This is a genomic window from Kitasatospora sp. NPDC051164 (assembly GCF_044455625.1).
GTDB lineage: Bacteria > Actinomycetota > Actinomycetes > Streptomycetales > Streptomycetaceae > Kitasatospora.
Map to the genome: position 1 here is coordinate 560,112 of NZ_JBITFB010000001.1, position 20,487 is coordinate 580,598.

At 73.2% G+C, this 20,487-nt stretch carries 16 protein-coding genes and 1 pseudogene; 9 read left to right on the forward strand and 8 right to left on the reverse strand.

Annotation, left to right across the window (positions count from 1 at the left end; all coding sequences use genetic code 11):
* Positions 1-100: 100 nt before the first annotated feature.
* From ACIBEC_RS02445 to ACIBEC_RS02460, 4 genes are all read left to right on the forward strand, one after another.
* Positions 101-1,501 carry an MFS transporter gene (locus tag ACIBEC_RS02445; RefSeq protein WP_360490607.1) on the forward strand — a complete coding sequence of 467 codons (1,401 nt, stop codon included), beginning with the start codon at positions 101-103 and terminating at the stop codon, positions 1,499-1,501.
* Positions 1,489-2,403: a formate dehydrogenase accessory sulfurtransferase FdhD gene (fdhD, locus tag ACIBEC_RS02450; RefSeq protein WP_360490610.1), complete on the forward strand. Its 915-nt coding sequence runs from the start codon at positions 1,489-1,491 to the stop codon at positions 2,401-2,403. The genes ACIBEC_RS02445 and fdhD overlap by 13 nt, the downstream gene beginning before the upstream one ends.
* Positions 2,404-3,321: a LysR family transcriptional regulator gene (locus ACIBEC_RS02455; RefSeq protein WP_360490613.1), complete on the forward strand. Its 918-nt coding sequence runs from the start codon at positions 2,404-2,406 to the stop codon at positions 3,319-3,321.
* Positions 3,322-3,423: 102 nt separating this feature from the next.
* Complete coding sequence (locus tag ACIBEC_RS02460; RefSeq protein WP_360490616.1) at positions 3,424-5,775, forward strand: FdhF/YdeP family oxidoreductase; 2,352 nt, start codon at positions 3,424-3,426, stop codon at positions 5,773-5,775.
* Between the two features lie 31 nt (positions 5,776-5,806).
* On the opposite strand, the gene ACIBEC_RS02465 is transcribed toward ACIBEC_RS02460, so the two are convergent.
* From ACIBEC_RS02465 to ACIBEC_RS02485, 5 genes are all read right to left on the reverse strand, one after another.
* Positions 5,807-7,108 (reverse strand): DUF3533 domain-containing protein, encoded by a 1,302-nt coding sequence (locus ACIBEC_RS02465; RefSeq protein ID WP_360490619.1) that lies wholly within the window; start codon positions 7,106-7,108, stop codon positions 5,807-5,809.
* 207 nt (positions 7,109-7,315) lie between these two features.
* Positions 7,316-7,804, reverse strand: a complete 489-nt coding sequence (locus tag ACIBEC_RS02470) for a protease inhibitor I42 family protein (RefSeq protein WP_360490622.1) — start codon at positions 7,802-7,804, stop codon at positions 7,316-7,318.
* Complete coding sequence (locus tag ACIBEC_RS02475) at positions 7,801-8,172, reverse strand: hypothetical protein (RefSeq protein ID WP_360490625.1); 372 nt, start codon at positions 8,170-8,172, stop codon at positions 7,801-7,803. Before ACIBEC_RS02475 ends, ACIBEC_RS02470 begins: the two co-directional genes overlap by 4 nt.
* Positions 8,173-8,200: 28 nt before the next feature.
* Complete coding sequence (locus ACIBEC_RS02480) at positions 8,201-9,790, reverse strand: peptidoglycan-binding protein (RefSeq protein ID WP_360490628.1); 1,590 nt, start codon at positions 9,788-9,790, stop codon at positions 8,201-8,203.
* Positions 9,791-9,793: 3 nt separating this feature from the next.
* Positions 9,794-10,114 (reverse strand): type VII secretion target, encoded by a 321-nt coding sequence (locus ACIBEC_RS02485; protein WP_360490631.1) that lies wholly within the window; start codon positions 10,112-10,114, stop codon positions 9,794-9,796.
* A gap of 484 nt (positions 10,115-10,598) precedes the next feature.
* Here ACIBEC_RS02485 and ACIBEC_RS02490 point away from each other — a divergent pair, with 484 nt between their 5' ends.
* Together ACIBEC_RS02490 and ACIBEC_RS02495 are read left to right on the forward strand one after the other, a co-directional pair.
* Complete coding sequence (locus ACIBEC_RS02490) at positions 10,599-11,327, forward strand: DUF4232 domain-containing protein (RefSeq protein WP_360490634.1); 729 nt, start codon at positions 10,599-10,601, stop codon at positions 11,325-11,327.
* A 110-nt stretch (positions 11,328-11,437) separates the two neighbouring features.
* Positions 11,438-12,730 (forward strand): helix-turn-helix transcriptional regulator, encoded by a 1,293-nt coding sequence (locus ACIBEC_RS02495; RefSeq protein WP_360490637.1) that lies wholly within the window; start codon positions 11,438-11,440, stop codon positions 12,728-12,730.
* A 137-nt stretch (positions 12,731-12,867) separates the two neighbouring features.
* Here ACIBEC_RS02495 and ACIBEC_RS02500 read toward each other — a convergent pair whose 3' ends face one another.
* On the reverse strand, positions 12,868-13,689 hold the full coding sequence (locus ACIBEC_RS02500; protein WP_360490640.1) for a lipase family protein: 822 nt from the start codon (positions 13,687-13,689) through the stop codon (positions 12,868-12,870).
* A 368-nt stretch (positions 13,690-14,057) separates the two neighbouring features.
* Between ACIBEC_RS02500 and ACIBEC_RS02505 the strand changes: the two are divergent.
* Both ACIBEC_RS02505 and ACIBEC_RS02510 read left to right on the forward strand, forming a co-directional pair.
* Positions 14,058-15,154: pseudogene (locus ACIBEC_RS02505) on the forward strand (branched-chain amino acid aminotransferase).
* Positions 15,155-15,237: 83 nt separating this feature from the next.
* Complete coding sequence (locus ACIBEC_RS02510; protein WP_360490643.1) at positions 15,238-15,963, forward strand: TetR/AcrR family transcriptional regulator; 726 nt, start codon at positions 15,238-15,240, stop codon at positions 15,961-15,963.
* A gap of 148 nt (positions 15,964-16,111) precedes the next feature.
* Here ACIBEC_RS02510 and ACIBEC_RS02515 read toward each other — a convergent pair whose 3' ends face one another.
* On the reverse strand, positions 16,112-17,749 hold the full coding sequence (locus ACIBEC_RS02515; RefSeq protein ID WP_360490646.1) for an amidohydrolase: 1,638 nt from the start codon (positions 17,747-17,749) through the stop codon (positions 16,112-16,114).
* A 137-nt stretch (positions 17,750-17,886) separates the two neighbouring features.
* Complete coding sequence (locus ACIBEC_RS02520) at positions 17,887-19,401, reverse strand: APC family permease (protein WP_396287669.1); 1,515 nt, start codon at positions 19,399-19,401, stop codon at positions 17,887-17,889.
* Positions 19,402-19,591: 190 nt separating this feature from the next.
* Here ACIBEC_RS02520 and ACIBEC_RS02525 point away from each other — a divergent pair.
* On the forward strand, positions 19,592-20,487 hold an 896-nt coding region (locus ACIBEC_RS02525; protein WP_396287670.1), incomplete at its 3' end, for a phosphate ABC transporter substrate-binding protein PstS.

A 20,487-nucleotide genomic window follows, 5' to 3' on the forward strand; every position in this document is an offset into this window, starting at 1 on the left:
AGACCACCGGAAACACACTGAAAGGGAGAAATCCAGGAAACCCGGAAAAGGGTCTGGGAGGACGGCCGGGCGCAACCGTCCGAGAGAGCAGAGCACGTAGATGCCCACCCGTTGGCTCCCCCGCTGGTTCCCCGCAGCGGCCGCCGTGGCCGTCGCCGCCTGGGGCGCGAACCAGTTCACCGCCCTGGCGACCGTGTACCGGGCGCGCACCGACTGGTCGGCGCTGTCGCTGGCCGCCATGTTCTCGGTCTACCTGGTCGGGCTGGTCCCCGGTCTGCTGCTGGGCCGCTCCTTCGACGGCCGGTACGGCCGTCGGCGGGTGGTGCGCGGTGCGCTGGTCCTGTCCGCAGCCGCCAGCGCCGTCCTGGCGGTGGCCGACGAACCGGCCGTGTATGCCGCCCGGACGGCCACCGGTTTCGCCGCCGGTCTGGTGTTCCTCGCCGGGACGGCCTGGCTCCGGGAGCTCTCCGGCCCGTCCGTCCCGCCCGCGGTCTCGGCCCGCCGCGCGATGTACGCCACCGGGGCCGGCTTCTCGGCGGGCGCGCTGGCCTCCGGGGTGCTCGCCGAGTGGCTGCCCGGCCCGACGGTGCTGCCCGCGCTCGCCCACGCCCTCGGCTGCCTGCTGGTGCTGCGCGCCACCCGCCGCCTGCCGGAGACCGCACCGGGCCTCCGCCCGGTCCCCGGCCCTGCACCCGGCCCGATCTCCCGCCTCGGCCCGCGCCCCGAGCAGGGCGTCGAGCACAGCGCGGCAGTACGACACCCGCGGTTCCGCTACGTCGTCCTCCCCGCCAGCCCCGCCGTCCTCGGCTCCGCCACCGTGGCGTACGTCGTGCTGCCCCCACTGGTCGCCGACCGCGTCCCCGGCTACGCGCCGCTGTTCGGCGGCCTGGTGGCGGCGCTCACGCTCGCCACGGGCGTGCTGGCCCAGCCCTTCGCGGCCCGGCTGGACGACCGCAGCAGCGCCCGGGCCACCCTCACCGCGATGGCCACCGTGATCGTCGGACTGCTGATCGGCGCCCTCGCCGCCGAGCGCGACTCGGTGGGGCTGGTGGTCGCGGCCGCCGTCGTCCTCGGCACCGGGTACGGGCTGACGCTCGGCGCGGGGCTGCAGGAGGTGGAACGGCTGACGCCGAGGCCCCCCGCGCACTCCGCACACTCCGGGCGCCCCGAGCCTGCCGACCCCGCCGGCTCCTCCGGCCCGACCGCCGCTTCGCTCTACCAGAGCACCACCTCCAGCGGCTTCCTCACCCCGCTGCTGCTCGCCGGAACGGCCGGCCACGCCTCCTACCCGGCCCTGCTGACCGGCATGGCCGCTGTGGGCCTGCTCTGCCTGGCCGTGACGGGCGCGCACAGCCGCCGTCACCTGCCCGAACCGGACCGCGCGACGCACCTCGACCGCCGGACGAGCGAGGATTCATCCGTAGAGTCCGCTACGACAACGTCCACGACACAGTCCGCGACGCAGAACCCGCCGAGGAGCCGACGACCATGGGCCGAGTGACCGTACCGCGCAGAGTGCTGCGCCTGCGCCAGGGCACGCCCTCGTACCGCCCCGACACCCTGGCCGCCGAGGAGCCGATGGAGATCCGGGTCGGCGGGCGCCCGCTGACGGTGACCATGCGCACCCCGGGCAGCGACTTCGACCTGGCGGCCGGCTTCCTGGTCAGCGAGGGCGCGCTGCACGCCGCCCACCAGGTGGCCGGCATCCGCTACTGCGCCGGTGCCACCGCCGACGGCGGCAACACCTACAACGTCGTGGATGTCGTCCTCGCCCCCGGCGTGCCCGCCCCCGACGCCTCGCTGGAGCGCAACTTCTACACCACCTCCTCCTGCGGCCTGTGCGGCAAGGCCAGCCTGGACGCGGTGCGCACCACCGCACCCTGGAGCGTCGCCGAGGACGGGCTGCGCGTCACACCCGCGCTGCTCTCCGCCCTGCCCGACCGGCTGCGCGCCGCCCAGAAGGTCTTCGACAGCACCGGCGGCCTGCACGCGGCCGGCCTGTTCGACGCGGACGGGCGGCTGCTCTGCCTGCGGGAGGACGTCGGCCGGCACAACGCGGTGGACAAGGTGGTCGGCCACGCCCTGCGCGAGGGCCTGCTGCCGGCCCGCGGCACGGTGCTGATGGTCAGCGGCCGGGCGTCCTTCGAACTGGTCCAGAAGGCCGTGATGGCGGGCATCCCGATGCTGGCGGCGGTCTCCGCCCCGTCCTCGCTGGCCGTGGACCTCGCCGAGGAGACCGGCCTGACCCTGGTCGGCTTCCTGCGGGGCGACTCGATGAACGTCTACACCCGCACGGACCGCATCGACACGGGAACCAACGGCACGGGAACCGACGGCACGGGAACCAACGCCACGGAACCGGCAGGCACGGAACCGGCCGACTCCGCCCCCGGGGCCGGCTAGATGCTGTTCCGCCAGCTCGAGTACCTCGTCGCCCTCGCCCGAGAGCGTCACTTCGCCCGCGCCGCCCAGGCCTGTCACGTCTCCCAGCCCGCGCTCTCCGAGGCCGTCCGCAAGCTGGAGGACGAGTTGAAGGTGCTGCTGGTGCGGCGCGGCCGCGCCTTCGAGGGCCTGACGCCCGAGGGCGAGCGGATCGTGCTGTGGGCGCAGCGGATCCTGGCCGACCGGGATGCCCTGCGGGACGAGGTGGACGCGCTGCGCACCGGTCTGAGCGGACGGCTGCGGATCGGCTCGGTGCCGACTGCCTCGGGCGCCGTCTCGCTGCTCACCGGACCGCTCTGCGCCGCCCATCCGCTGGTCACCGTGGAGCTGTCCACCGACCTGCGCTCCGAGGAACTCCTGCGCCAGGTAAGGAACTTCGAGATCGACGCGGGCATCACGTACCTGCCCGAGCCGGGCGCCGACGACCTGCGCACGCTGCCCCTGTACGAGGAGCGGTACGTCCTGCTGACCAGCCTGGCCGACGGCCTGGCCCGCCACCCGAGGGCGACCTGGGAGGAGGCCTCCCGGCTGCCGCTGTGCCTGCTGCACGCGGGCATGCAGGGGCGGCGGGTGCTGGACGAGGTGTTCGCCGGCCTCGGGCTGGCGCCGACCCCGCGGGTGGAGACGGATTCGGTGGCCTCGCTCTTCGCGCACGTGCGGACCGGGCACTGGGCGAGCGTCGTGCCCTACGCCTGGCTGCACGTGTTCGGCGTGCCGCACGGCATGCAGGCCGTCCCGTTGGTGGAGCCGGTGCACGGCGCGCCGATAGGTCTGGTGGTCGCTGCCCGGGAGCCGGGCTCGGTGATGGCCCGCGCGCTGCTGGAGGTCGCCCGGCGCACCGGGATCGCCGCCGTCCTCGGCAGTCTCCCGAGCGGCTGACCGCTCCGCTCGCCGGTCCCGACCACCCGGCGTAGCCTCGAGCCGACCGCCGGGTCTCCGCCGAACTCCGAGCCCCGACCCGAGCGAGGGAAGGCGAGTGCCGTGACGACTTCCGACGACCGCGCGAACACCGGCCGCGAGTCCGCGGACTCCACAGAATCCCCAGAGTCCGGGCGGGAAGCGGACGTCGGCCCCTCCCCCGCCGGTCCGCCGCGGTTCGCGCCGTACCACCACCCCGCCGCGGGCTGGGGCGCGGCCAAGAGCGTGACCCGCTTCCTGGCCCGCGAGGGCGCATACCTGGACGGGCCGCGGGCGGTCATGCGGATGAACCACGAGGACGGTGGCTTCGACTGCCCCGGCTGCGCCTGGCCCGACGACACCAAGGGCCTGCACCTGGACATCTGCGAGAACGGCATCAAGCACGTCACCTGGGAGATGACCCGCAAGCGGGTCGCCCGCGCGTTCTTCGCCGCCCATTCGGTGACCGAGCTGTCCGGGTGGAGCGACTTCGCCTTGGAGGACCAGGGCCGGCTCACCGAGCCGATGGTCTACGACGCCGCCACCGACCACTACGTGCCGATCGGCTGGAAGGACGCCTTCGAGCTCGTCGGCCGGACGCTGCGCGGGCTGGACGACCCGAACCAGGCCGCGTTCTACACCTCCGGCCGGCTCGGCAACGAGGCGACGTTCCTCTACCAGCTGATGGCCCGCGAGCTGGGCACCAACAACCTGCCCGACTGCTCCAACATGTGCCACGAGGCCAGCGGGCGGGCGCTGCAGGCCTCGCTGGGCACCGGGAAGGGCACGGTCGACCTCAAGGACTGGGAGGTCACCGACGCGCTGTTCATCCTGGGCGTCAACGCGGCCTCCAACGCGCCGCGGATGCTCACCGCGCTCGCCGAGGCGTTCAAGCGCGGCGCGCAGATCGTGCACGTCAACCCGCTGGTCGAGGCGGCGGCGACCCGGACGATCATTCCGCACGACTTCACGGACATGGCGCTGAACAGGTCCACCCGCACCGGCACCCTGAACCTGCAGCCGCGCATCGGCGGCGACATGGCGCTGCTGCGCGGCATGGCGAAGGCCGTCCTGGAGCAGTCCGCGACCGACGAGAAGGCGCTGGACCGGCTGTTCATCGACCGCCACACCAGCGGCTTCGAGGCCTACCGGGACGTCTGCGAGGCCACGCCCTGGGCGCAGATCGAGCGCCAGAGCGGGCTGGACCGGGCCGCCATCCTCAAGGCCGCGCGGATCTACCGCGACGCCGACCGCTCGATCTTCAGCTGGTGCCTGGGCGTCACCCAGCACGAGCACGGCGTGGACACCGTCCGGGAGATCGTCAACCTCCTGCTGCTGCGCGGAAATCTGGGCCGCGAGGGCGCCGGGCCCTCCCCCGTGCGCGGGCACAGCAACGTCCAGGGCAACCGCACCTGCGGCATCGACCACCGGCCGGCCGGGGAGTTCCTGGACCGGCTCGCCGAGGTGTGCGGGATCGAGCCGCCGCGCGAGCACGGGCTGGACACCGTCGGCACGATCGAGGCGATGCGCCGCGGCGCGGTCAGGGTCTTCGTCGGCATGGGCGGCAACTTCGCGCTCGCCGCCCCGGACACGCCCTACACCCACGAGGCCCTGGGCAGGTGCGAGCTGACCGTCCAGGTGAGCACCAAGCTGAACCGCAGCCACCTGGTGCACGGCCGGACGGCCCTGATCCTGCCCTGCCTGGGCCGCACCGAGAAGGACCACCAGCGCGGCGGGGTGCAGTCCACCTCGGTCGAGGACTCCATGAGCATGGTTCATCTCTCGGTCGGCATGAAGAAACCGGCCTCATCGCACCTGCTCTCCGAGCCCGCGATCATCGCCGGGATGGCCCGCGCGGCACTCCCGGACAGCCCCACCCCGTGGGAGTGGTACATCGAGGACTACGACCGGATCCGCGACACCATGGCGCAGGTGCTGGACGGCTTCGAGGACTTCAACCGCCGGGTGCGGCTGCCGCTGGGGTTCCGGATCAAGCAGCCGGCCCGCGAGCTGGTCTTCCTGACCGGCTCCGGCAAGGCCGAGTTCTCCGCCGCCCCACTGCCCGACGTCGTCCCCGAGCCCGGCACCCTGGCGCTCGGCACGATGCGCTCGCACGACCAGTGGAACACCACCATCTACTCGGACAACGACCGCTACCGGGGCGTGAAGAACCTGCGCACCCTGGTCTTCCTGAACAAGGACGACATGCGCGAGCGCGGCATCGCCGAGCTCGACCGGGTGGACGTCACCAGCACCGCCCGGGACGGCAGCACCCGCTCGGTGACCGGCTACCTGGCCGTCCCGTACGACATCCCGCACGGCTGCGCGGCCGGCTACATGCCGGAGATGAACGTGCTCTGCGCGATCGGCGACCACAGCACGCAGAGCGACCAGCCGATCATGAAGCACCTCAAGGTGACGGTGACGAAGTCCTGACCTTCCGGCCCCGAACGCCCCTGCCGAAGCGTCAGTCGGTCGGCTGGGGCGTCCAGCGGTGCAGGCCCTTGCGGTCGTAGTAGCGGGTCATCCCGAAGCCGAACGCCAGGGCCAGCACCACACCGACCGCGATCATGATCCAGCCGCGGGCCAGCCCGGCGTCGCCCCGGGCGTCGAAGAAGAGGATCGCCCGGATGCCGTCGCTGAGCTGGCGCATCGGTTCGAAGACGCTCAGGAAGCGGTAGAAGCCGGGCACCGCCTGCAGGGGGACGGTCGCGCCGGAGGAGGGCAGGGCCAGCGCGATGAAGACGAACATCGACACCAGCTGCCCGATCCCGCCGAACGCGGCGTTGATCGCCTGCACCCCGAGGCCGACGGCGAGGCTGGCGCAGTAGGCGAAGAGCCAGAGCATCGCCTGGTGCGGGGCGTCCATGCCGAGGATGCCGACCGCGCCGAGCATCACCAGGCAGGTGGTGAGCAGCATGATCCCGGCCGTCATGATCATCTTGAGCAGCAGGGTCTGGGTGCGGTTGATCGGGACGGTCGGACGGCGGGTGTGCCAGGGGCCGATCTCGCTGTCGCTGTAGCCGAGCGCGCCGTCGACGCCGTTGTGGATGATGTTGCCGCCGATGAAGCCGGTCAGGACGGCCAGCAGGGTGAAGTAGAAGGCGCTCAGGCCGAGTCCGCTGTGGCTGCCGATCGGGTGGCCGACCTGGGTGGCGACGGCGATCGGGTCGGCGAGCAGCAGGCGCGCGGTGGCGCCGGTGTCCGGGCCCGGAGTGGTCGCGGCCGGGACGGCGGCCAGCAGTTCGCGGCCGGCCGCCTGGGAGGCCTGGTGGGCGGCGTTCTGGGCGATCTGCGCGGCCATCGAGGAGCCGAGGCTGCCCAGCCCGGGGTTGGTCAACACGGTCACGGTCGGCCGCTCGGTGGCGCCGCCGGTGACCAGCGCGGTGACGGCGGAGGTGAAGCCCCTGGGCACGAGCAGGGCGCCGTAGACCTTGCCGGAGGCGAGCTGCTCGCGCATCCCGGCCTCGTCCACCTGCCGCCAGTCGACGGTGCTGTCGGGCGTGCCGGCCACGATCGCCCTGGTCAGCTGGGTACCGAGGTTCGCCGGCTGTCCGGGCGGCGGCGCGCCCTGATCCGCGTTCACCAGGGCGATGGGGAGCCGGTGCAGATGCCCGGTCGGGTTCACGATGCCGCCCATGTAGAGCAGCGAGAGCACGACGGCCAGCAGGCCGCACAGGAGGCTCGGGAAGAGCCACAGTTTAGGGTGCCGGGCGAGCGCCAACGCCCTCGCCTGCCGGGGAGCCTCCTGGGAACCTGCGGTCGCCATGCCACCCCTCGGGTTCGGGCACAACCTGGTGCGCCGCTGCCGGTACGGCGGGAAGACGTTCCGTGGCGACCCGGCGGCCAAACCCGCGTCACCCGGTTGGCAGCCGGGGCCGACGCACCCTCACCCCCTTTGCAGAGGGCCGGGGGTGAGGCACGTCTGCACGTCGACGGTTCAGCGCACGCCGACGGTTCAGCACAGGCCGACAGTTCAGCGCACGTCGACGGTGAACTGCCGCTCGTCCTGGTCGGAACCGCCCGGGCGGGCGGCGCGGTTGGGGTTGCGCAGGGTGATGGTGGCGCGACCCGGGTTGGGGCCGGCGCGGAACACGAAGTAGTAGCGGCCGCCGGAGCCCGCCGAGCCGGTGGCGCCGACCAGGTCCTTCAGCCCGAAGTCCTTGACGTACTCGTCGCCCACGGACCGTACGGCGGCCGAATCGGGGGCCTGGGGCGCGGCCGGGTCGGGGGCCGAACCGGGGGCCGGGTCGGCCACCGTCCAGACCTGGCCGGTCACCCGGTGGGCGCTGACCTCGACGGAGAACAACTCTCCCGGCTTGACCGCCAGTTCACCGGAGGCCTGGGCGAACACCGTGCCGTGGTCGAGCTTGCCGGTGGTCATCCGGTGGACCACCACCGCGCCCACCACGCCGGCGACGGCCAGCAGGGCGACCGCCGCGATCAGGATCCGACGCCACCTCATGAGTTCGCCTCATGGTGATTGATCCGCAATGCCAGGACGGCGGCGACCGCGTCCAGCCAGCGGGCGACCAGCAGGTCTCCGGTCGCGTCCCCGACGACCATCGAGGCCGCCTCCAGCCAGCCGCGCGCCACCGCCGCCGCCGGGCCGGGCAGCGGCTCGGGCAGCGCGGCGGCGTAGCGGGTGCCGCCGGAGCGGACCACCTCGCCGAGGAAGACCAGGGCGCGCGGCATGGCGCCGAGCCGGTCGACGGTGATCGCGGCGGCCACCGCGCCGTCACCGAACAGCGAGGAACGGTGCGGGCCCGGAGCCGGCAGGCCGAAGCGCAGCAGGACCTCGACGTCCAGCTCGGCGAGATGAGAGTCGCTCATGGGGGGCGGGATGGTGCTCAACCGGACCTCACTTGGGCATCTGGACGTGGTCGGCGATCGGCATGTTGCCGCCCTGGGCCGCGCCCTCCATGTGGTTGTTGACGAAGTCGCTCTCGCTCACCCAGACGGTGTAACCCCAGGGGTTGTAGATCTCCAGCTGGTCACCGCGGTGCCCGATGATCATCATCTGGTGGCCGTCCGGACGGAACCAGGTGTCCTCTTTGACTCCGATCGGCACCGGCTTGCCCTGGTCCACCGCCGACTCGACCTGGGCCAGCACGTCCTTGCGCTGCTCCGGGCCCTCCAGGTCGACGGTGTGGTAGCCCGCCCCGGTGTGCTTGCCGATCTCGTCGTTGGCGGCGTCCTTGGACTCCCCGTCGCTCATCCCGTCCTGCCACTCGTTCCACCAGTTCTTGGTGTCGTAGACGCGGTCGGTCTCCTTGAGCCAGCGGTCGTACGCGGCCTTGCCGTTGTCGTACTGCGGGTCTCCGGGGTGCCCGCCGGTGGTGAGCTGCAGGGAGAAGAGCGGGTCGACCATCGCCCGGGCGGTGACGGTCGAGCCGGCCACACAGGTCGGCTTGTCGCCCTGGTTCCATGCCACGCCCTGGTAGGCGGTGTCCGACTGGTTCCCGGAGGCGGAGTCGATCTGCACCGGGGAGAGGCGCTGGGCCAGCCAGGCCGGGTCGCCGCCGTGCTCGTGGATCTGGTCGTCGAAGGCCTTGATCTCGTCGTAGCCGTGCCCGGCGGCCAGCGCCTTCATCAGGTAGGCGCGCTCCTCGGGGGACTTGCTGCCGGCCAGCAACTGGTCGAAGCGGGCCCGGTCGGCGTCGCTCATCTTGTCCATGAACTGGCCGGCCCGGGTCACGTCGTTGGCCGTGAGGATGGACCCGAACTGGTCGCTGCCGGCGACCTCCGCGTCCGCGATGACCAGCTTGTCGGCGGCGCCGAGGCCCTTGTTCTTGAAGCGGGCCGCCAGCGCCTTGTCCGCCAGCGCGTTCAGCTCACGCGCGGCGGCGCGGCCGGCGTCCTCCGCCTTCACCGCCGCGTCGAAGATCGACTTGATGCCGTCCTTCGCCTTGGCGTGGGCGGTGTGCATCTTGTCGTCGTCCCAGTTGAACGGGTCCGGCGCGCCCGAGACGGTGATGTCGTGCAGCAGGCTCAGCGCCTCGCTCAGCGGCGCGTGGCCCTGCCCGTGCAGGGTCTGCGCCTCACTCAGCGCGGAGGCCAGCGCGTTGAGCTGGTCCCGGCCCTTGCCCAGCATGTCGCGGCAGCGCGTCAGGTCGTCGGCGGAGGCCTTGACCACCTCGGCCGCCTTCTCCCCCACCTGCCCGGTCCAGGCGTCCGGCAGGTGCTCGGCACCGACCCGCGCCACCTTCATCTGGATCTCGTCCAGCTGACTGCTCGCCGTGTTGTACGACGTGGCGAGCTGGCCGAGCTTGCCCGGGTCACCCTTGGGGGCCGGAAGCTGCAGGGCGTCGTGGACGGCGTACTTGAGGTCACCGGCGCCCCACATGCCGTGCGAGTCGTCGATGGTCTTCTTCAGCCGCTCGGCCTGCTGGCGCTGGTTGCCCAGGTCCACGCCGAACGGGCCGAGCGGGTTCGCGCTGTGGTCGGGCACCGGTCACGCCCCCTGCTTCTGGTACTGCCGGCCGACACCGTGATCGGTGGTGCTGTAGTTCGCCGCGCTGGTGTGCACCTTGCCGCCGAGGTCGTTCAACGCGTCGACGTTCACCCCCAGCTCGTCCTGCCATGCCTGCCAGAACGCCTTCGCCGCGTCACCCGCGCCGTACTCCCCGAAGGTCCCGTCGCCGGACATGCCCAGTTTGCCCAGCGCGTCCTTCACCGAGCCCACGTCCGTACTCGCCGCTATCAGCTGGTCGCCCGCGTCCCCGAGCTTGTCCGGATGGGCACTGAACCCCACCCCGGCACCGCCGCCGCTCATGCGCTTCCCCCGATTCCCGGTCGCTCCCTCCGTGGAGCGGCGGTCAGCATATCGGCAGTTCTGCCGACCGCCCCGGGCCCGAACACCGGCTTGGACAGGTGCCCGCACAACCCGCCCGATCTACCCGGAACGATCACAGGATCAAGGGCTTCCCTTGGTGCACCGTCAGGTCCCCATGCCCGCCCGGATCGTGCCCGGAGGACGACGGACAGGCCGAGGCGACGGGGCCCGGGAGAGCGCTACGGCAAGGCCCGGGAGAGCGCTACGGCAAGGTCCTGGAGGTCCCGGGGCGTTCCGGTGAGGCGTTCCAGGCGGGGGCGGATGTGCAGGTCAGAGGGGGTGGAACCGTTCCAGTGTCCCGGGGTGGCGGGGAAGGCTGGCGGTGGGACGGGCGGCGGGCCACAGTGTTGATCGGCGGCCCGGTGGCGATGGCCCCGTCGCCCGATCCTCTTCTCTCACCCACCACTGTTACGGGGGAACCTCCATGTCCGTTCGCCGTGCCTTCTTCGTTCCGGCCGCCCTCGCCCTCGGCGCCGCGCTCACCCTGACCGCCTGCCAGTCCGGCGGCGGCGCGGGCGATGCGCAGCCGTCCGCCAAGCCCACCCAGGCGGCCGCGGGTGCGGCCACCATCGCGCCCGCCGCCGCACCGGCCGCACCGGCCGCGAACACCACCCCGGCCCGCCCCAAGACCCCGGCCGCCACCTCCTCCCCGGGTGGCGGCGGTGAGGCGGGCGGCGGGGAGGCCTACGCCTACTCCCACCCCTGCGAGGCCAAGAAGCTGTCGGTCCGCGTGACCACCCGGGCCGAGGCGCCCGGCCAGCGGGTGATCGAGGTGCGCAACCAGGGCACGACGGCCTGCGGCCTGAGCTACTACCCGCTGCTGAGCCTCGGCGACTCGCACGCCGCGGACCACGGCAAGGACGTCAAGCCGCTGGTGCCCAGCGGGCTGGGCGGCGCCCCGGCCTACCCGGTGGCGGCCGGTCAGACGGCGTACGCGGTGCTCGACCTCAACCCCGGTGGTGCGGCCACCGGCACCGCGGCCGGCGTCGACGAGCTGAACGTCCTCGCCGACGGCGACCACATGGCCGCTGCGGACACCCTCGACTTCCCGCTCGGGAACGGCGCCAAGGTGGCCAAGCCGAAGCTGGGCCTGTACCGGAGCAGCGTCGCGGACGCCGCCGCGTCGGCCGCCACCGCCGACCGGCAGTCCTGACCAGGGCCGCTGTGCTCCCCCTCCTCCGGGCACTCACCCGGCGAGCCGGTACCGTGATCCGCGGATTCGACGGGATCCGGGGCCGGTCCGGGGTGAGAGGTGCGCAGGGCATGGGCGTGGAGACCGACGAGTTCGCGGCGACGCTGCGGGAGCTGAAGGAGCGCTCCGGCCGCAGCTACGGCGCGCTGGCGACCCGGCTGCACGTCAGCACCTCCACGCTGCACCGCTACTGCAACGGCGCCGCCGTCCCGGCCGAGTACGCACCGGTGGAACGCCTGGCCCGGGCCTGCGGGGCGCGCGACGAGGAACTGGTCGAGCTGCACCGCCGCTGGATCCTGGCCGACGCGGCCCGCCGCCGGGAGGCGGGCTCGGCGGGAGCAGCGGGAGCGAAGCCGGCTCCGGCGCCGGCGCCGGAGCTCGCGCTGGACCCGGAGTCCACCCCCACAGCGGCTCCCACGCCGGCTCCCGCGCCGACCGAGGAGGTGGAAACCGTGCTCCCCGTGGCCCCGGCCGCCGAACCGCGGCGCCGTAACCGCACCCGCACCCGCGTGCTGCTGAGCGCGGTGGCCGTCGCCGCCGTGGCCGCCGTGGTCTCCGCCTTCCTCCTGCACGACGTCGGCGGCACGCCGGGCCCCGGCACCACCCCGACGGGCGCCGCCGACGCCCAGGCCACGGCGGCTGCCACGACCGCCCCCACGGCTGCCGCCCCACCCGCCGCCGCACCCCCGTCCCCCACGGACGCCGCCACTCCGGTCCCCACCCCCGCCCCCGAGGACAACCCGCCCCCCTTCCACGTCAACGTCCTCACCGACAACTGGGGCAGCCCCTGCGGCCAGTGGTTCCTCTCCGCCCGCACGCCCGCCCAGGTGGCCCCGCCCCCGGACACCGTCGCGCGCACCGGGAGTTGGGCGGCCGCGCAGCAGGCCGTCCCCGCCGGGCACCTGCGCCTGGAGCTGACCGCCCAGGGCGCGACCGCCACGCCCGTCGTCCTGCACACCGTTTACGTGCACATCGCCGGCACCCAGCCCGCCCCCAAGTGGAACGCCTACACCCCGGGCGCGGGCTGCGGCGGGAACCTCGTCCCGGCGTCCTTCGCGGTGGACCTCGACTCGCCCACGCCGCGTGCCGTCCCCGTCCCGGGCAAGGAGGGTGCGAAGAAGACCCCCGTGTCCGACTTCCCCTACCGGGTGTCGGACACCGACCCGCAGGTGATCGACGTGGACGCCACCACCCGTTCCCAGGACGTCAGCTGGTACCTGGAGCTGGAGTGGAGCAGCGGCGACCGCCAGGGCAAGGTCACCGTGAACGACAACGGCCGCCCCTTCCGTACGGTCGGCCTGCACGGCGCCCCGAGCTACTCCTACAACGGCAGGTCCTGGGCGCCGGCCCCCGCCGAGGGCTGAGCACCTCGGCGGGGGGGCACGGCCGGCGGCGGGACGGGCAGCCCGCAAGGGGTGCTCGGCACCACCGACGAGGCCAGGCGGCCGGTGGCCGGTCGCCAGTGGCCACTGGCCGGTAGCCGGTAGCCGGTAGCCGACGGTCAGCCGAGGTTCTTCTCCAGGGCCGCGAGGTAGTTGCGCATCAGGTGGTCGCGGATGCCCTCCCCGGTCGACGCGAAGGCCGCTTCACCCAGGCCCTTGGCCCTTCCCGTCAGCCCGGCGATCAGTCCGGTGCCTTCCTGGATGCGACCGGAGACGTCGAAGTGGCGCAGCGTCCGGACGTGGGTGAACGCCGGCTCCGGCGGCAGCTGCGGGACGATGTCGTTGTTGTTGACGAACCGGTGGGTCCGGCCGTCGAGGCCCTTGTCGTAGGCGTCCGCCAGCGCGCGGTCGCAGGTGCGCGGTTGCCCGAAGGTGACCACCCCGTCCACGTGCAGGCGCGGCTCCTCCAGATGGAGGCGGGCCGCGACCAGCATCGCCAGCGCGCCGCCGAGGCTGTGCCCGGTGAACCAGAGGCTCTGCCCGTTCGTCCGGAGCTCCGCGACGGCCTTGGTGACGTCGGGGAAGATCGACTCGAGGGCCTCGGCGAAGCCGTAGTGCACATGGCCGGTCCGGGCGGGGCCGGGCCAGGGCGGGGTGGTGGAGTCGGTGAGCCAGTCGCGCATTTCGCGCGGTTCGGTGCCGCGGAACGCGACGACGATCATCCGGTCGCTGCCCATGGTGTACGCCTGGGTGTCCTCCACCGGGAACGGCGGGGTGAACCGGGTCTGGTGGTGCCGCACATCGCCGAAGCCCCAGGCCCGGGCCTGCTCGTCGATGGCGGCGTCGTCCTGGTAGGCGAATTCGGCCGCCTTGGCCAGGCAGTAGGCGTGCGGCAGGCTGTAGCCGGCCGCGCTGTGGTCGAAGGTGGTGGGTACGGCCATGGGGGGCGCTCCGATCACGGAAGGCGGGACGACGGCCGAAGCCACGGCCCACGACGGGAGATTGCCAACCTACGTAACCGCCGTTCCCCCGGCCGCCCCCGCGACACCACGCGCCGCTCACTCGAACAGGCCCACTCCCGGCCCCGATTGCCCCGGCTGAGTCCGCCCGTGCGGTCCGGCCTCTCCAGGGGAACCCGCGGGCACCCCCATGGCAGCCCGTCGATGCCCCGTCGGTGCCCCCGCACGGTCACCGCGGAGACCCGGGCGGCCCGTATCCCGTCCGACTGACGGCCGTTAGCATGACGCGTGAGGCGCCGGTGGTCGGCGCCGGATCCGGCGGATTCCGCCTCGGCGCCGAGGAGTTGACGATAAATCGCGCTTTCCCTCGGGTTCGGACGGCCGGCCCCGTACCGGAGGCGGAGCGACGCGCCGTCCTCGCCGCGCCGGGTTTCGGCAAGTTCTTCACCGACCACATGGCCACCGCGACCTGGACGCCGGGCGAGGGGTGGCACGACCGCCGGGTCGGGCCGCTGGCGCCGTTCTCGCTGCACCCGAGCGCGTCGGTGCTGCACTACGCACAGGAGATCTTCGAGGGGCTGAAGGCCTACCGCCATGCCGACGGCGGCGTGCGGCTGTTCCGCCCCGAGTTCAACGCGCGCCGCTTTGCCCGCTCCGCCGAGCGGCTCGCGCTGCCCGTGCTGCCCGTGCTGCCGGAGGAGGACTTCCTCGCGAGCGTCGAGGAGCTGGTCCGCGCGGACGAGGCGTGGGTGCCGGACTCCGGCGGCGAGGCGAGCCTCTACCTGCGGCCGTACATGTTCGCCTCGGAGGCGTTCCTCGGCGTCCGGCCCGCCGAGGAGGTCACCTACGCGGTCATCGCGAGCCCGGCCGGGCCGTACTTCGCCGGTGGCGTCACCGGCATCACGCTCTGGGTCAGCAGCCGGTACACCCGGGCCGGGCGGGGCGGCACCGGCGCGGCCAAGTGCGGCGGCAACTACGCCTCCAGCCTGGCCGCGCAGATCGAGGCGAAGCAGCACGGCTGCGACCAGGTGCTGTTCCTGGACGACACGGGCGGCGAGGGCGATCTGGAGGAGTCCGGCACGATGAACCTGTGCCTGGTCACCGCGGCCGGCGAGCTGGTCACTCCCGGGCTCGGCACCATCTTCGACGGGTCACCCGGGACTCGATCCTGGCCCTGGCAGCCGAGTTCGGCCTGACCCCGGTCGAGCGCGCGGCCACCTTCGCCGAGCTGCGCTCCGGCGCCGCCGACGGCACCGTCGCCGAGGTGTTCGCGGCCGGCACCGTGGCGGTGATCACCCCGATCGTCGGGTTCAAGGGCGAGGGCTACGAGTTCGCCGTCGGCGGCGGCGCGCCCGGCAAGCACACCCTCGGCATCCGCGAGCACCTGCTGGACGTCCAGTACGGGCACGCCGAGGACCGGCACGGCTGGCTGCGGCGGGTGGTCTGACCGGCCACCGTCCCGGGACCTTCGCTCCGTACGCCTCGCCTCGCCCCTTCTCTACGTCAGCGGTGTTGACATAGCCTGCGGGCATGAACGACCGCGTAGTCCCCGAACCGCAGCGGAGACGTCGGCGCCCCACCAAGCAGGGCGTCGTCCTCTCCGCCGAGCTGATCGTCGACACCGCCCTGCGGCTGATCGGGCAGCACGGCGCCGAGGCGCTCACCGTACGGCGGCTCGGGGCGGCGCTCGGCGCCGACCCGAGCGCCGTCTACCGCTACTTCCACAGCACCGACGACCTGCTGCTCGCGATCGCCGACGAGCTCATCGGCCGCGCCCAGCACGGCTGGCAGCCCACCGGCGACTGGCGGGCCGACCTGCGCGCCATCGGCCTGCGCATCCACGCCGCCTACCAGGCCCACCCGCAGGCCGCCCTGCTCGCCGCCCACCGCACCACCGGCCGCACCCACGAGACCGCCGCCGTCGAGGCCATGCTCGGCATCCTGCGCACCGCCGGCTTCCCGGACCTCGAGGCCGTCCGCATCTACCACGCCTTCGTCGACCAGAGCCTCGGCTTCGCCGCCCTGGACGCCGCCGCGCTCGCCCTCCCGGCCCCCGCCGCGACCGCGGACCTGGAGGTCTGGCAAGCCTCCTACGCCCGCCTCGACGCCGCCACCCACCCGCACATCGCCGCCACCGCCGGCCTGCTCACCACGGACATGCGCCGCAGCGGCTACCCGTACGCGCTGGACCTCCTCCTCGACGCCGCCGCTGCCCGCCTGCGGGCGGCGGGCAGCGGCCGGGACCGGGACCGCTGACGACGCCCCCGGCGGGCACGGCGCCGCCGGTGGCGCGCCCCCGTGCGCTCACCACCGGCGGCCGTCGCGCGCCCTGCGCCGCCCGAGAAGCCCCCGAAGACCCCCAGGCCCGCCAGGCCCGCCAAGCCCGCCAAGCCCGCGACCGGGCTCACTCCACCGCGTGCACCAACTCGCCGCCCACGTAGGTGCGTTCCACCCGGGCGTGGGCGATCCGCTCGGCCGGCCCGGTGAGGATGTCCCGGTCGAGGACGACCAGGTCGGCGAGCCGCCCGGCCGCCAGCACCCCCGCGTCGTCGTGCCCGTTCACGTACGCGGACCCGGCCGTGTACGCGGCGATCGCGGAGCCCAGGTCGAGCCGCTGCTCGGGCAGGAAGACCCGTCCGTCGGTGGCCTCCGGCTCCATCCGGTTGACCGCCACGTGCAGGCCCGCCAGCGGGTCCGGGCTGCTCACCGGCCAGTCGCTGCCCGCCGCCAGGGTGGCCCCCGCGCGCTGCAGGTCGCCGAACGGGTACTGCCAGGCGGCGCGCTCCGGGCCGAGGAAGGGGATGGTCAGCTCGTCCATCTGCGGCTCGTGGGCGGCCCAGAGCGGCTGGATGTTGGCGATCGCGCCCAGCCGCGCGAAGCGGGCGAGGTCCTCCGGGTGGACCACCTGGAGGTGGGCGAGGTGGTGCCGGGCGCCGCGCCACCCGTTGGCGGCGCGGGCGGCCTCGACGGCGTCCAGCGCCTCGCGGACGGCCCGGTCGCCGAGCGCGTGGAAGTGCACCTGGAAGCCGAGCGCGTCCAGCTCGGTGACGTACCCGCGCAACGCCTCCGGATCGACAAAGCTGAGGCCGGAGTTGGCGGTGGCGCAGCCGCAGCCGTCCAGGTACGGGCTGGTCATCGCGGCGGTGAAGTTCTCCGCGATACCGTCCTGCATGATCTTCACCGAGCCGGCCCGGAACCGCCCGTGGCTCAACTCCTCGCGCCGTCGGACGAGTTCGACGATCTGATCGGCTCCCCGGTCGCGCTGCCACCAGAGCGCGCCGGTCACCCGGGCGGTCAGCGCGCCGGAGCGCGCCGCGGCCAGATAGGCGTCGGACGGGTCCGGCTGGCCGTTGAACTCGCCGAGCAGCGCGTCCTGCCAGCCCGTGATGCCGAGCGAGTGCAGCAGCCGCTGGGCGCGCAGCAGCCCGTCCAGCCGGTCGGCGGCGGTGGACGGCGGCACCAGCCGGGCGACCAGGGCGGTGGCGCCCTCCTGGAGCGTGCCACCCGGGGTACCGTCGGCCTCGCGCTCGATCCGCCCGTCGGCCGGATCGGGGGTGTCCCGGGTGAGGCCGGCGAGTTCCAGCGCCCGGGTGTTGGCCCAGGCGCCGTGGTGGTCCCGGTTGGTCAGGTACACCGGCCGGTCGGGGACGACGGAGTCGAGCAGCTGCCGGGTCGGCAGGCCCCCGTCGAAGCTCTCCATCGACCACCCGCTGCCGGTGATCCACTCCTGCCCGGGGTGCGCGTCCGCGTACGCCCGGATCCGCTCCAGGTAGTCGGCGACGCCGACCGTCCCGGTGAGGTCGCAGACGGCCAACTCGGCTCCGCCGAACACCGCGTGGATGTGCGCGTCCTGGAATCCGGGCAGCAGCAGCTTGCCGGTGAGGTCCACCACCTCGGTCTTCGGCCCGATCAGCTCCCGGACCTCGTCGTGCCCGACGGCGGCGATCCGCTCGCCGACGACCGCCAGGCTGGTCGCCCTCGTCCGGGCGGCGTCACCGGTGTGGACGGGTCCACGGGTGAAGACCAGATCGGCCTCGGTCATGGCTGGTGCTCCGTTCTTGCGTCTCGTGAACATCTCGTGGATCTCTTGCGCTACTTGGATCTTGCGTCGCGTGGAGCTCGTGTCCCGTGGATCCTTGCGTCGCGTGGAGCTCGTGTCCCGTGGATCTCTTGCGGTTCTTACGATTCGTTGACAAGGGAGTTGACATCCCCCGTCGCGTTCGCTTGAAAGTACGGCGAACGCCGGCGCCAGCGGGCCCAGGCCGCCGCCGGCAGCCCGGTGACGACCATCAGCGTCACCACGGTCAGCTCGAACCACCCGTTGTCGGCGGACAGTTCGAAGTGGTCGGCGGAGTCGTAGAAGGTCCAGGCGAGGTAGCCACCGACGGCGAGCAGCGCCGCCGCGCCCAGCAGTGGGCCGACCACGGCGCGCAGTCCCTCCGCCAGGTCGGTGCGCAGCAGCCCGCGGAACCGGACGGCGGCGGCGATGGCGGTCAGCGCGTAGTAGAGCGCGACGATGATGCCGATCGCGTTGACGGCGGCCGAGATCAGGTCGTTGACGGTCGGGATGGCGATCGAGGCCAGGGCCAGGAGGACGGCGATACCGGTGATCAGCAGCGTTCCGACGGCGGGTGTGGCGTGCCGGGGGTGCAGCCGGGTCCAGACCGGGCCGAGCACCCGGTCGCGCCCCATCGCGTACATCCCGCGGGCGGTCGGGATCACCGAGGACTGCAGCGAGGCCATCGCGGAGAACGTCAGGGCGATCAACGGCAGTGCGGCGAGCGGCTGGTGGGCGAGCTTGGTGCCGAAGTAGGTCAGCCCGTGCGCGCCGTTGTCGGCCAACTCGTCGATCGGCAGCACCCGTTGGAAGGCCGTACCGGCGAGCAGGAACAGCAGCATCATCACCACCAGGGCGAGCAGGCCGGCCCGGGAGGCGTCGCGCGGGTCGCGCACCTCCTCGCCGACGCTGAACACCGACTCGAAGCCCCAGTAGCAGAACACGGCCAGCACCATGCCCTGCGCGACGGCGCCGAAGGAGGGGATGTCGAAGGGGTTGAACCACTGCAGCGAGAACGGCTGGTCACCCGCGAACAGCCCGTACCCGCAGAAGCCGAGCAGCACGGCGTACTCGAACACCAGCAGCGCCTTCTGCAGCCGGGCGGCCATCTCCAGCCCGCGCACCGCGACCAGCGCGGCGCCGACCAGGACCACCAGGCCGAGCAGGGTGCACTGGACGGTGGAGTCCGCGTCCAGCCGCAGGCCTGCGACGCTGCGCACGTGCGCCAGGTCGAGGAGCTGGATGACCGACGAGCCGGTGACGGTCGTGGTGTACGCCATGAACACCACCGTGCCGACCGTGTTGACCCACCCGGTGAGGAACCCCAGCCAGGGGCTGAGGGTGCGCCCGACCCACCGGTAGCTGGAGCCGGCGTCCGGCTCCACCGCGTTCAACCGGCCGTACCCGCCGGCGATCGCGAGCACCGGCAGGAAGGCCAGCAGCATGATCGCCGGCAGGTGCAGGCCGACGACCCCGGCCATCAGGCCCAGACCGATCCCGATACTGCTGGTGGCGGCCGTACTGGACGCGGCGATCGCCGCGCCGTCCAGCAGGCCGAGGGACTGCCGCATCACGACGCGGGAGCTGCCCGCGTCCGTTCTCGGGCCGCCGCCCGTGTCCTTCACCGTCGATGCCAACGGATCACCGCCTAGGTCGTGGGGGGTGTGGGGGATGTGGGTGGGAGGCCGCGCGCACCGTAGGGGAGGCGTGCGCGGGAAGTGCGAGCCATGAAACCGGTGACCCGCGCCACACGTCAATGCCGTTGTCATAAGAGCGCGGCCGCCGCGTTCCGCCTCAACCCCCGCCGCCTTAGCCGGCACCGACTACGTGCTCAAGCCTGCCGACGTCGATGCCTCCAAGGTGGTCTGCACCGGCGGCAGGGCCATCGGCCTGCCGATGGTCGGCGGCCTCGTCTCGCTGGTCTACAACGTCGACGGCCTCGACAACCTCATCCTGGACGGCCCGACCGCCGCCAAGATCTTCGACTCGCAGATCACCAAGTGGAACGACCCGGTCATCGCCGCCCTCAACCCGGGGGCCAAGCTGCCGGACGCCGACATCCAGTCCTTCCACCGCTCGGACGACTCCGGCACCACCTACAACCTCACCTCCTACTTCGCCAAGACCTCCGGCGGCGCCTGGACCGCCTCCCCCGACAAGGCGTGGAAGAGCAAGGGCGGCCAGTCCGCCAACGCCAGCGCCGGCGTCTCCGCCCAGATCAAGCAGGTCAGGAACTCCATCGGCTACGCCGAGCTGTCCTACGCCCAGATCAACAACCTCAGGAGCGCCAAGATCGCCACCGGCGCCGCCCATCCCGTCGAGGCCACCGCCGCCAACGCGGCCGCCACCTTCGCCACCTCCACCGTCGTCGGCACCGAAGGCGACCTCGCCCTCTCCCTCGACTACGGCACCCAGGCCGACAAGGCCTACCCGATCGTCCTCGCCACCTACGAGGTCGTCTGCGACAAGGGCAACAAGGCCGACACCCTCGACACCCTCAACTCCTTCCTCACCTACACCATCGGCGACACCGCCCAGAAGGCCATCGGCGAGAAGGGCTACGTCCCCCTCCCCACCGCCATCAGCGACAAGGTCAAGGCCGCCGTGGGCGGGCCCCCCCCCCCCGGGGGGGGGGCGGGGGGGGGGGCGGCGGCGGGGGGGGGCGCCCCCCCGGCCCCCCGGCGCCCCCGCCCCCCCCCGGGGGGGCGGGGGGCGCGGGCGCC